Below are 12,253 nucleotides of genomic sequence, written 5' to 3'. Positions count from 1 at the left end.
GGTATCTCCGCAGAGAGACTCCCCGCGAGGCGAGAGCCCTCACCCGGCGCTACGCGCCGACCTCTCCCGCAAGCGGGAGAGGTAAGAAACCAACTGGAGCCACGACCATGAACATCCAAGCGCCGGTTAGAGTGAACAAGGCCGAACGCATGCGCAGGGCCCGCGAGGAGGCCTATGCGACGCCATTGTCGCAATTCCACCCCGGCGCGCCCAGGCTGTTCCAGGACGATACCTTATGGCCGTGGTTCGAGCGGCTGCGCAAGGAAGAGCCGGTGCATTACTGCACCAACGCGCCGATCGAGCCCTACTGGTCGGTGGTGAAGTACAACGACATCATGCATGTCGACACCAATCACGGCATCTTCTCCTCCGACTCCAAGCTCGGCGGCATCTCGATCCGCGACGTGCCCGAAGGCTATGACTGGCCGAGCTTCATCGCCATGGACCAGCCCCGGCACTCGGCGCAGCGCAAGACGGTGTCGCCGATGTTCACCCCTCAGCATCTGGACGAACTGGCCAAACTGATCCGCCAGCGCTCGCAGACCGTGCTGGACAATCTGCCGCGCAACGAGACTTTCAACTTCGTCGAGCGCGTCTCGATCGAGCTGACGACGCAGATGCTGGCGACCCTGTTCGACTTCCCCTGGGACGAGCGGCGCAAGCTGACGCGCTGGTCCGACGTCTCGACCGCGCTGCCCAAGAGCGGCATCGTCGCCTCGGCCGAAGAGCGCCGCCGCGAGATGGACGAGTGCTATGCCTACATGTCGAAGCTGTGGAACGAGCGCGTCAATTCCGAGCCGCGCAACGACCTGTTGTCGCTGATGGCCCATAACGACGCCACACGCCACATGGACCCCGACAACCTCATGGGCAACATCATCCTGCTCATCGTCGGCGGCAACGACACCACGCGCAACACCATGACCGGCTCGGTGCTGGCGCTGAACGAGAACCCGGAGCAGTACGACAAGCTGCGCGCCAACCCGGCGTTGATCGATTCCATGGTGCCGGAGGTGATCCGCTGGCAGACGCCGCTGGCGCATATGCGGCGCACCGCGCTCCAAGACACCGAGATCGGCGGCAAGCACATCAAGAAGGGCGACCGCGTCGTGATGTGGTACGTCTCGGGCAACCGCGACGAGGAGATGTTCGAGCGGCCGAACGATTTCATCATCGACCGCCCGCGGCCGCGCACCCACCTCTCCTTCGGGTTCGGTATCCACCGCTGCGTCGGCATGCGTCTGGCCGAGCTCCAGCTCCGCATCATCTGGGAAGAGATGCTGAAGCGCTTCGACCGCATCGAGGTGGTCGGCGAGCCCAAGCGGATCTATTCGAGCTTCATCAAGGGGTATGAGTCGCTGCCGGTGCGGATTCCGGGATAGGCTCCGCTCCTAGAAGGCTCTTTGGGGCAAGCGACCTCATCAACCTCCGCTGTCATGCTCCGCGAAAGCGGAGCATCCAGTACGCCGCAGCCTTTCGGTTCCAGCCGTGCGGCCTCTGGAATACTGGATTGCCCGCCTTCGCGGGCAATGACACCGAGGGTGAGGCGAAGAGCGCATCGCCCCTGACACTCCGCAAGCGCAGCGACACCTCGGCTATAAAATTCCGGCATGACAGCTCGCGCCAGATGCGAAGGCAAGTTGGCACCGGGCTGTTCTAAGCACGAGCGCACTTAACTCAGCCTGATGTCCCACAGGCCCTCCTTGCGGCAGGCCGCGACCTCCTCACGCAAAAGCCCGGTGATGGCGAGCGAGGCCGCCGAGGCCGGACGATCGATCGGAGAAGCGAAAATGAGCTCGCGCGTCATCGGCTTGGACACGGGCGCGGTCTCCAGCCGGCCGTCCGCGACCTCGCCGTGGACGGATGATGGCGGCAGCAGCGCGAAACCGAGGCCCTCCTCGACCAGGCTCGTCAGCACGCGAAACGAATCCGCTTCCAACTGGACGTCGAGCTTGATCTTGCGCTGGGCCGCCGCGTGCTCGATCAGCGCGCGGAGGCCGTGCGAATGACTGGGCAGCACCAGGCGTTGCCGCAGCAGCCAGCCGATGTCGACGCTCTTCCTGCGCGCGAGACCACAGCCGCGCGGGCCGACAGCGACGATGTTGTCGCGGCCGAGACTCTCGACGTTGAGATGCAGGTCGGCCGAGCGGCCGTAGAGGATGGCCAAGTCCATCTCGCCGCGATGCAGCCATTCGACGAGATGGCCGCTGTAGCTCTCGACGATACGCAGCGAGATGCCGGGAAATTTCTCGACGCAGCGCCGCGCAAAGCGCGCCGACAGCACGCAGCTCACGGTCGGAACCAGGCCAAGCACGACCTGGCCGGATGGCGGGCCCTTGGCCGACTGGATGTCGTCGCGGATCTGGTCGATCTGCCGGACGATGCCGGAGGTTCGCGCCAACAGCAGGCGCCCGGATTCGGTCAGCACCATGCCGCGGCCGTTGCGCGTGAACAGCTCGGTGCGCAGCTCGTGTTCCAAGAGCTTGATCTGGCGGCTGAGCGCCGGCTGCGCCACGCGCAACGTGTCGGAGGCCTTGGACAGGCTGCCGAGCTCCGCCACGCAACTGAAGGTCCTAAGCTGACGGAAATCCATGCTTGCCAATCCTGGAAGGCTACTACATACGCTATAGCAAATGAGCATAGGGGGCTGCCGTTGTTTTCACAACGCCGGGGGATTGGCCGGCGTTATCTTAACTGCCGCTATTGATTGGAAACGCCATGAGTCAAGAACACCACATCGAAGATTATGCCGACATCCGCGAAGCGGTCGCCAAGCTCTGCGCGCAGTTTCCCGGCGAGTATTGGCGCAAGCTCGATCGCGAGATGGCTTACCCGAAGACTTTCGTCGATGCGCTGACTGAGGCCGGCTATCTCTCGGTGCTGATCCCTGAGGAATATGGCGGCGCGGGGCTGAAACTCTCGGCCGCAGCGGCGATTCTGGAAGAGATTCAACGTGCGGGCTGCAACGGCGGCGGCTGCCACGCCCAGATGTACACGATGGGCACGGTGCTGCGGCACGGTAATGCCGAGCAGAAGGCGAAGTATCTGCCGAAGATCGCGAGCGGCGAATTGCGCCTGCAAGCTTTCGGCGTCACTGAGCCGACCAGCGGCACCGACACCTCCTCGCTCAAGACCTTCGCGCGCAAGGATGGCAACGACAGCTACATCGTCAACGGCCAGAAGATCTGGACCAGCCGCGCCGAGCATTCCGACCTGATGGTGCTGCTGGCGCGCACCACGCCGAAGGAGCAGGTCAAGAAGCGCACCGATGGTCTCTCGGTATTCATCGTCGACATGCGCGAGGCCAAGGACAATGGTCTGGAGATCCGCCCGATCCGCACCATGATGAACCACGCGACCACCGAAGTGTTCTTCACGGACATGAAGGTGCCGGCGGAAAATCTGATCGGCGAGGAAGGCAAGGGCTTTCGCTACATCCTCTCCGGCATGAATGCCGAGCGCATTTTGATCGCGGCCGAATGCGTCGGTGACGCCAAATGGTTCATCGCGAAGGCCACGAACTATGCCAAGGAGCGCGCGGTGTTCGGCCGGCCGATCGGCCAGAATCAAGGCATCCAGTTTCCGATCGCCAAGGCCTACGCCTCGATGCGCGCGGCCGAGCTGATGGTGAAGGAGGCCACGCGTAAATACGAGGCCGGGCTCGATTGCGGCGCGGAGGCCAACATGGCCAAGATGCTCGCGGCGGACGCGTCGTGGGAAGCGGCCAATGCCTGCATCCAGACTCATGGCGGTTTCGGCTTCGCCGAGGAGTACGACGTCGAGCGCAAGTTCCGCGAGACGCGACTCTACCAGGTGGCGCCGATCTCGACTAACCTCGTGCTGTCGTACGTCGCCGAGCACGTGCTCGGCATGCCCCGCTCGTATTGAGGCAGCCATCATGGGAGCACTTGACGGGATCAGGGTGATTGCGGTCGAGCAGGCGGTGGCAGCACCGTTCTGCTCCTCGCGCCTGGCAGATGCCGGCGCGGAGGTGATCAAGATCGAGCGGCCCGAGGGCGATTTTGCACGCGGCTATGACGCGGCAGCCAAGGGCCAGAGCAGCTACTTCGTGTGGCTCAACCGCGGCAAGCAATCGGTGGTCGTCGATCTCGCAACGAAAGAAGGCTGCGCCGAGCTGGAAAAGCTGATCGCAAGCGCCGACGTGCTGATCCAGAATCTCAAGCCGGGCTCGATGGACAAGCTCGGCTTTTCGCGCGAGCGGCTGCTGAAGGACTATCCCAAGCTGATCTCGTGCACGATCACCGGCTACGGCGACGCGGGCCCCTACGCGCATCGCAAGGCCTATGACTTGCTGATTCAGGCGGAAAGCGGCCTGGCCTCGATCACCGGAAATCCCGACGGCGCCTCGCGCGTCGGCATGTCGATCGTCGACGTCGCGACCGGCGCGACCGCGCATGCGGCGATCCTGGAGGCGCTGATCGGGCGCGGGCGTACCGGCAAAGGTGCCGACATCCGCATCTCCATGTTCGACGTGATGGCGGATTGGTGCACCGTGCCGCTGCTCAACTCGGAGGCCGGCAATCCTCCAAAGCGCATGGGCCTGCGCCATCCCTCGATCGCGCCCTATGGCGTGTTCACCTCGGAGGATGGCAAGGACATCTTGATCTCGATCCAGAGCGAGCGCGAGTGGAAGACGCTTTGCGCAAAGGTGCTGGACCAGCCGGACCTGCCAAGCGATCCGCGCGTCGCCAACATGGTCGAACGCGTGCGCAACCGCGACTTCACCGACAAGACCGTCGCGGACGCCTTCAGTCATATGACGCGCGACGAGCTGCTGAAGCGGCTGTCCGATGCCGACATCGCCTTTGCCGAGGTCAACACCATGGCCGACCTCACCAACCATCCGCATCTGCGCCGCATCGAGGTCGATACGCCCAACGGCCGGGTCAGCTATCCCGCGCCGGCGCCGATCATCGTTGGCGAGACGCGCAGCTATGGGCCGGTGCCGGCGATCGGCGAACGTCCCCAATCCAAAAAATAATAGAGCGAGGCGTCATGACCGAGAAGCTCGACATCGATCATTTGCGGCAATGGATCGGCCGCAACCAAGAGGCCACCGACATCGTCACCGCGCAGCTCGTGAAAGGATTGCGCGCGACGCTGTTCCAGGAGGTCGGCGAGCCCAGGAACGGCGATGCCGCACCGTTCACGGTGCATTGGTGCCTGGCACAACCGGTGTTTCCAATGTCGATGTTAGGGCCCGACGGCCACCCGACCCGCGGCGGCTTCCTGCCGCCGGTGCCGCTGCCGCGCCGGATGTGGGCCGGCGGTGAGATCGAGTTCCTTGAGCCGCTGCGCGTTGGCGATGAATCGACGCGCACCTCACGCATCGCCGACGTGCAGGTGAAATCGGGCTCGACCGGCACGCTGTGCTTCGTCTCGGTCGAGCACAGCATTTCCTCGCCACGCGGGCTCGCCATTCGCGAGCGGCAGGACATCGTCTATCGCGAGATGACGAGCAGCGCGCCCGCAAAGGCTCCGCCCCCGCTACCGAAGGCGCAGCATCGCGAGACTCATGTCTCCGATCCCGTGCTGCTGTTCCGCTACTCCGCACTAACCTTCAACGGCCACCGCATCCACTACGACCGCGACTATGTCACCAAGGTCGAGGGCTATCCGGGCCTGATCTTCCACGGCCCGTTGCAGGCGGCGCTGATCATCGAAATGGCGGCCCGCTTGCATGGCGGCAAGGCGCCGAAGAAATTTACCTATCGTGGCGTGCAGCCGCTGTTCGAGGGCACGGAGTTCTCGATCAATGCGAATGAGACCGAGGCGAGCATGGAGCTGTGGACCGCGAATGCGGAAGGGCAGCCGACGATGAAGGGCACGGCGGTGTGGTGAGGCTCTCTCCTCGTCATTGCGAGGAGCGAAGCGACGAAGCGGGAATTTAGACCCTCACCCTGAGGAGCGCGCCCTTCGCGCGCGTCTCGAAGGGCGAGGCCACCAGCCGGCCCTTCATCCTTCGAGACGCGCGAAGACGCGCTCCTCAGGATGAGGTCGAGAAGGGACGGAAACAATGGCAAAGAACGGCAAGACCGGCAGCAAGTCCGTCACCGTGAAGCAGGCCACGCTCGACCTGCTGCGCTCTTTCGGCATCGACAGGGTGTTCGGCAATCCCGGCTCGACCGAGCTGCCGTTCCTCAGCGACTGGCCTGACGACATCGACTATGTGCTGGCGCTGCAGGAAGCCAGCGCGGTCGGCATGGCCGACGGCTACGCCCAGGCCACGCGCAATGCCGGCTTCGTCAATTTGCATTCGGCGGCCGGCGTCGGCAACGCGCTCGGCAACATCTATACCGCGCATCGCAACCAGACCCCGCTCGTGATCACCGCTGGCCAGCAGGCGCGCTCGATCCTTCCCTTGCAGGCGTTTCTCTACGCTGAGCGCGCGTCGGAGTTTCCGCGGCCTTACGTCAAATACAGCATCGAGCCGGCACGGGCCGAGGACGTGCCGGCCGCCATCGCGCGCGCCTATTACACCGCAATGCAGGCCCCGTGCGGGCCGACCTTCGTGTCGATCCCGATCGACGATTGGGCGCATGCGGCATCTCCCATCGAGGCGCGCAAGGTCAGCCGGGAGATCGGGCCCGAACCAGATGCGATGCAGGCGCTGGTGAAAGCGCTGACGTCGAGCAAGCACCCTGCCCTCGTCGTCGGCCCCGGCGTCGATCGCGGCGGCGCAGTCGATCTGATGGTGCGCGTGGCCGAGAAGGCCAAGGCCAGCGTCTGGGTCAGCCCGTTCTCGGCGCGCTGCTCGTTCCCCGAGCGCCATCCGCAATTCGCGGGCTTCCTGCATGCTTCGCCCGCGCAGCTGTCCGATGCACTACGCGATCACGACCTCATCGTCGTGATCGGCGCGCCGGTGTTCACCTTTCATGTCGAAGGCCATGCCGCGATCTTCGACGGCAGTGCGACGATCTTCCAGATCACCGATGATCCGGATGCAGCGGCCGTGACGCCGGTCGGCACCAGCATCATCGCGACGATGAAGCCTGCACTGAGCCTGCTGCTCGACCTTCTGCCGGAGAGCAAACGCGCCGCGGCAAAGGGCCGCACGCTACCGCCGGCGCCGCAGGCCGCCGATCCGCTGCCCGTGGAGTTCCTGCTGCACTCGCTGTCGCAGGCAATGCCGGATGGCACCTCGCTGGTCGAGGAAGTCCCCTCGCACCGGCCAGCGATGCAAAAGTTCATGCCGATGCGCGGCCAGGACAGCTTTTACACGATGTCGAGCGGCGGCCTCGGCTACTCCTTGCCCGCCGCAGTCGGCATGGCGCTCGGCAAGCCGAAGCAGCGCACGGTCTGCCTGATCGGCGACGGCTCGGCGATGTATTCGATCCAGGCGCTGTGGACCGCTGCGCAGCGCAAGCTGCCGCTCACCGTCGTCGTCATCAACAATTCCGGCTATGGCGCGATGCGCTCGTTCAGCCAGGTAATGCAGGTGAGGAACGTGCCGGGCCTGGAGCTGCCAGGGATCGATTTCGTGCGGCTCGCCGAAGGCATGGGCTGCGAAGCGGTACGGGTGACGAAGGCGGCGGAGCTGGGCGAGGCGCTGAAGCGCGGAATGACGTTTGCGGGCACGAGCCTGATCGAGGTCGTCGTGGATTCGACGGTGCCGGTGCTTTACGGGCAGAAGCACTAAGGGCACCTTCTATCCTCGTCATTGCGAGCGAAGCGAAGCAATCCAGAATCCCACCGCGGCGACAGTCTGGATTGCTTCGCTCCGCTCGCAATGACGAGAGAGTGGCGTCCCTTACTTCCCGAACTCCTCCCGCATCTTCGCCTGGATCTTGGCCATGCCGCCGATCCAACGGTCGTAATTCTCGGTCTTCTTGCGCATGTAGCCGAGCACCTGGGGGTGCGGCAGGATCAGGAACGTCTCCTGTTCGAGGCCGGCGAGCACGTCCTTTGCCACCTGCTCCGGCGTCAGGTCGCCGTCGCCGGATTGCGGGCCTTTCGGGATCGAGCGCAGCATGTTGGTGTCGACGCCCTGCGGACAGAGGATCGAGACCTTGATGTTGTGCGCCTTGTGCGAGATCGCGAGATTCTCGGCAAACCCGACCGCGGCGTGCTTCGTCGTCGAATAAGCTGGGCTGCCGACCTGCGACAACAGGCCTGCGGCCGAGATCGTGTTGAGGAAATAGCCGCCGCCACGCGCCCTCATGCGCGGAACGAGATGCCGCGCGGCATAGACGTGGGCCATGACGTGGATCGCCCAGCTCCGCTGCCACGGCTCATCGGAGTCGCCGCCGGCATTTTCCGACATCGGATCAAAGCCGCCGCCGATGCCGGCGTTGGAGCAGAACAGCTCGATCGGGCCGAACTGCCGCTCGGTCTGCTCGATAAGGTGGGCGATGTCCTTTTCCTGCGCGACGTCGCATTTGAAGGCGGCACCATCCACCATGGCTGCCACCGCCCTTGCGTTGGTGGCGTCCATGTCCGCGACGACGACCTTGGCTGCACCCGCCCTGTGAAAAGCCTCGCACAGCGCCTTGCCGATGCCGTTGGCGCCGCCCGTGACGACCACGACCTTACCGGTCACCTGCATGCGACGTCTCCTCTTGTCTTGGCCCGCGTCTCTTCTACCGCTTCGCGGCTTGCTCAGCTCAACACGAGGTCGAGCACCGCGGTATAATGACACGCCGCGCCGGCCAAGACAAAGCCGTGCCAGATTGCATTCTGGAAGCGGAGCCGCCGCCAGGCGTGGAAGATCACGCCGAAGCTGTAGAGCAGGCCGCCCGCAAGGATGAAGCCCAGCGCCAGCGCAGGCAGCGCCCTGACCACGGCGTCGTAGAGCATGACGCCGCTCCAGCCCATCGCGAGATAGATGCCGACTGAGATGCGGTCGAACCGGCCGGGATAGAACAGCTTCAGCACGATGCCGAGGATCGCGACGCACCAGACGCCGGTGAGCAGTAACAGCGCGAACACGCTGTCCTTCAGCTCCAGGATGAAGGGGGTGTAGGTCGCCGCGATCAGGAGATAGATCGCCGCATGGTCGAACCGCCGCAGCACCCATTTGGCCGGCGACACCGGCCATAGATTATAGGTCGCCGACAGCACCAGCATCGAAAGCAGGCCGGCGACATAGATCGAGACGCCAACGATGTCGGTGGCGTCGGCATAGACCGCCGCCAGCACCACCAGCACGGTCGCGGCGATGAGCCCGGCGAGCACGCCGATGGCGTGAATGACACCGTCGGCGATCAGCTCGGCGCGGTCATAATCCCAGCCGATCGCGTCGGCCGCGGCATGGACGGAGGAGGATGCGAAGTGTTTCAATTGGAAGACGGTCATGGCAATCCGCAACGTGAGGCAATGCCCTCTTGTATGGGTGTTTCGCGACCGGCGCGTCGTTCAAACGGCTGATTTGCCGACAAAGGCGGTGGAAGTATGAAACTTGATTTTCCTCACGCAATTGCCACTTTTGTGAACGGTCGCACATTCCTCCCGCCCGAGATCACTCAGCGTTCATATGGCATTCAGTTTCCAGGATATGGTCGAGGAGGCGCGGCTGTCGGCGAGGGCGCTGATCGACTATGGCGAGCATTTCTTCAATCCGACGGTGCGGCTCGGGGTCACCGGCCTCTCAAGGGCCGGCAAGACGGTGTTCATCGCCGCCTTGATCCACGGCCTTACCCGCGGCGGCCGGTTTCCGGTGTTCGACGCCTATGCCTCGGGCCGGATCGCACGGGCGCATCTGGCGCCGCAGCCGGACGATGCCGTGCCGCGCTTTGCCTATGAGGCCCATCTGCGCGCGCTGATCGAGGAGCGGCGCTGGCCGAACTCGACCGTCGACATCAGCGAGCTCCGCCTCGTCATCGATTATCAGCGTCGGAACGGCGCGGACCGCACGCTCACGCTCGACATCGTTGACTATCCCGGCGAATGGCTGCTCGACTTGCCGCTGCTGCAGAAGAGCTACGAACAATGGTCGGCCGAAAGTCTGGCCCTGTCGCGCGAGGCGCCGCGCGCGCATCTTGCCGCAGGCTGGCACGCGCATCTTGCAACGCTCAAGCCCGAGGCACGTGAGGACGAGCAGGCGACGCTCACGGCCGCCAAGCTCTTCACCAATTACTTACGCGCCTGCCGCGACGAGCGTTTTGCGATGAGCCTCTTGCCGCCCGGCCGCTTCCTGATGCCCGGCAATCTCGGAGATACGCCGGCGCTGACCTTTGCGCCGCTCGACGTGCCCGCTGGCGGGCAGGCGCCGGAAGGATCGCTGTGGGCCATGATGGTGCGCCGATATGAGGCCTACAAGGACATTGTGGTGCGGCCGTTCTTTCGTGATCATTTCGCCCGGCTCGACCGCCAGATCGTGCTGGCCGATGCGCTCACGGCATTCAACTCCGGACCCGAAGCGCTGCACGATCTCGAAGCCGCGCTCGCCGGCATTCTCGATTGTTTCAACATCGGCCGCAGCACCTTCCTCTCCAGCCTGTTTCGGCCGCGCATCGACCGCATCCTGTTCGCGGCAACCAAGGCGGACCATCTGCATCATTCCAGCCACGACCGGCTCGAGGCCGTGCTGCGCCGTGCGGTCACCCGCGCGGTTATGCGCGCCGAAAATACCGGCGCGGAGATCGACGTCGTCGCGCTCGCCGCCGTCCGCGCCACGCGCGAGGCGCAGGTGGCGCATGGCCGCGACAAATTGCCGTCGATTTTGGGAACACCGGCCGCAGGCGAAAGCGCTGGCGGCGAGTTCTTCGACGGCAACATCGAGGTTGCGACCTTTCCAGGCGATCTACCGCTGGATCCCGAGCCGCTGTTCAATGGTACGGATGCGTTCCGCGGACTCGCGACGCAAGCTGCCGAGAAGAGTGATTTCCGCTTCCTGCGCTTCCGGCCGCCAAAGCTCGAGCACGAAGGCACAGAAGAGCCGGCGCTGCCACATATTCGCCTCGACCGTGCCTTGCAGTTCCTGATCGGAGACAAGCTCTCATGAACGAGCGATCCCAGCAACGGCGGCCGGCGACGTTCCGGCTGGATGATCCCGGCGTCGTCGTCACCGAGGCCGACGAGACAGGGCGGATCGGTCGCGGCACGATCCAGATTACGCCGGAGCCCGATCCGCTGGCGCTGCCGGTACCAGTTCAAACCACGCTTCCGGCGCGGCGCGGCTTTCCCTGGGGCACGCTGTTCTGGTCCGGCCTCGCCGGGCTGACGCTGCTCGGTACCGGGCTCGGTGTCGTCCGTCTGATCGAGGATCTGTTTGCGCGCAGCGACAGCCTCGGCATGGTTGGCCTTGCCTTCGCGTTCGTCACCGCACTTGCGCTCGCGGTCGTGATCGGGCGCGAGGCGTTCGGGCTGGCGCGGCTCGCGACGATCGAGAAACTGCATCAGCGCGCCGCCGCCGTCCTTGCCAATGATGATCGCAAGGAAAGCCGCGTCATCGTGCACGACCTCCTGAAGATCGCGCACCAGAACCCGCAGCTCGCACGCGCCCGCGCGTCGCTTGAGAGCCATGCTGGCGAGATCATCGACGGCGCCGATATGATCCGGCTCGCCGAGCGCGAGTTGATGTCGCCGCTGGATGCGGAGGCGCGGCGGCTGGTGTCGTCAGCCGCGCAAAAGGTCTCGATCGTCACGGCAGTCTCGCCGCGCGCGGCGATCGACGTGCTGTTCGTGCTCGTCGCCGCGCTGCGCCTGATCCGCCAGCTCGCCTATCTCTACGGCGGCCGCCCTGGCGCGCTTGGCATGGTCCGCCTGCTCCGCCAAGTCATCGCCCACCTCGCCATCACGGGCGGCATGGCCGCGAGCGACAGCCTGGTTCAGCAGATGCTCGGCCACGGCATCGCGGCGAAGCTGTCGCAGCGGCTCGGCGAAGGCGTGCTCAATGGGTTGCTGACGGCGCGGCTGGGGCTGGCCGCGATCGACGTGACAAGGCCGCTGCCGTTCGCGGCGCTGCCGCCGCCGAAGCTGTCAGATTTGGCGACGGATCTGTTGCGGCGGAAAGACGACGAGGAGTAGCGTTTCTTCCCCTCTCCCCTTGTGGGAGAGGGGGGCTCGCTGCGTAGCGGCGAGACGGGTGAGGGGTATCTCTCCGCGCCCTCTCTCTCGCAGTAGCGTTCGCCGAAGCAAACCCCTCATCCGGCGCTTCGCGCCACCTTCTCCCACAGGGGGAGAAGGAAGAGGAGGTCCAAACCGGCTACATGGGTAACAGACTAGACCGGCGACATGGGTAACAGGTCAACTATTCGGCAAGGAGGGCTTGCCGATGGCTTGGAAGGAGACC

General features: G+C 64.7%; 10 protein-coding genes. 7 read left to right on the top strand and 3 right to left on the bottom strand.

What is annotated here, in order from left to right; all coding sequences use genetic code 11:
* Nucleotides 1-107 precede the first annotated feature (107 nt).
* Nucleotides 108-1,382, top strand: coding sequence for a cytochrome P450 (locus IVA96_RS07735; RefSeq protein WP_247416627.1), 1,275 nt, complete (start codon nt 108-110; stop codon nt 1,380-1,382).
* A gap of 290 nt (nt 1,383-1,672) precedes the next feature.
* Here the strand turns inward: IVA96_RS07735 and IVA96_RS07730 are convergent, their stop codons facing one another.
* Nucleotides 1,673-2,593 (bottom strand): LysR substrate-binding domain-containing protein, encoded by a 921-nt coding sequence (locus tag IVA96_RS07730; protein WP_247416624.1) that lies wholly within the window; start codon nt 2,591-2,593, stop codon nt 1,673-1,675.
* Between the two features lie 125 nt (nt 2,594-2,718).
* On the opposite strand from IVA96_RS07730, the gene IVA96_RS07725 reads away from it, so the two are divergent.
* The 4 genes from IVA96_RS07725 (at nt 2,719) to mdlC (ending at nt 7,660) form a co-directional block, all read left to right on the top strand.
* Nucleotides 2,719-3,888 carry an acyl-CoA dehydrogenase family protein gene (locus IVA96_RS07725; protein ID WP_247416623.1) on the top strand — a complete coding sequence of 390 codons (1,170 nt, stop codon included), beginning with the start codon at nt 2,719-2,721 and terminating at the stop codon, nt 3,886-3,888.
* 10 nt (nt 3,889-3,898) lie between these two features.
* The gene (locus tag IVA96_RS07720) at nt 3,899-5,002 is read left to right on the top strand and encodes a CaiB/BaiF CoA-transferase family protein (protein ID WP_247277407.1); all 1,104 of its coding nucleotides are present in this window, start codon (nt 3,899-3,901) and stop codon (nt 5,000-5,002) included.
* Between the two features lie 14 nt (nt 5,003-5,016).
* Complete coding sequence (locus tag IVA96_RS07715) at nt 5,017-5,862, top strand: MaoC family dehydratase N-terminal domain-containing protein (protein WP_247277408.1); 846 nt, start codon at nt 5,017-5,019, stop codon at nt 5,860-5,862.
* A gap of 175 nt (nt 5,863-6,037) precedes the next feature.
* Complete coding sequence (gene mdlC, locus IVA96_RS07710; RefSeq protein ID WP_247416621.1) at nt 6,038-7,660, top strand: benzoylformate decarboxylase; 1,623 nt, start codon at nt 6,038-6,040, stop codon at nt 7,658-7,660.
* 111 nt (nt 7,661-7,771) lie between these two features.
* Here the strand turns inward: mdlC and IVA96_RS07705 are convergent, their stop codons facing one another.
* Nucleotides 7,772-8,566 carry an SDR family oxidoreductase gene (locus IVA96_RS07705; RefSeq protein ID WP_247416618.1) on the bottom strand — a complete coding sequence of 265 codons (795 nt, stop codon included), beginning with the start codon at nt 8,564-8,566 and terminating at the stop codon, nt 7,772-7,774.
* A 53-nt stretch (nt 8,567-8,619) separates the two neighbouring features.
* Entirely contained in the window at nt 8,620-9,315 is a 696-nt protein-coding gene (locus IVA96_RS07700) for a hemolysin III family protein (protein ID WP_247277411.1), read from the bottom strand.
* A 178-nt stretch (nt 9,316-9,493) separates the two neighbouring features.
* On the opposite strand from IVA96_RS07700, the gene IVA96_RS07695 reads away from it, so the two are divergent.
* Nucleotides 9,494-10,963, top strand: coding sequence for a YcjX family protein (locus IVA96_RS07695; RefSeq protein ID WP_247416616.1), 1,470 nt, complete (start codon nt 9,494-9,496; stop codon nt 10,961-10,963).
* A complete protein-coding gene (locus tag IVA96_RS07690) occupies nt 10,960-11,988 on the top strand; it encodes a TIGR01620 family protein (RefSeq protein ID WP_247416614.1) in 1,029 nt (342 codons plus the stop codon). The genes IVA96_RS07695 and IVA96_RS07690 overlap by 4 nt, the downstream gene beginning before the upstream one ends.
* The last annotated feature ends 265 nt before the right edge of the window (nt 11,989-12,253 follow it).

The organism is Bradyrhizobium sp. 159 (assembly GCF_023073795.1).
Lineage (GTDB): Bacteria > Pseudomonadota > Alphaproteobacteria > Rhizobiales > Xanthobacteraceae > Bradyrhizobium.
Note: the sequence above shows the minus strand (reverse complement) of the source record. Positions and strands in the feature narration are given on the sequence as shown.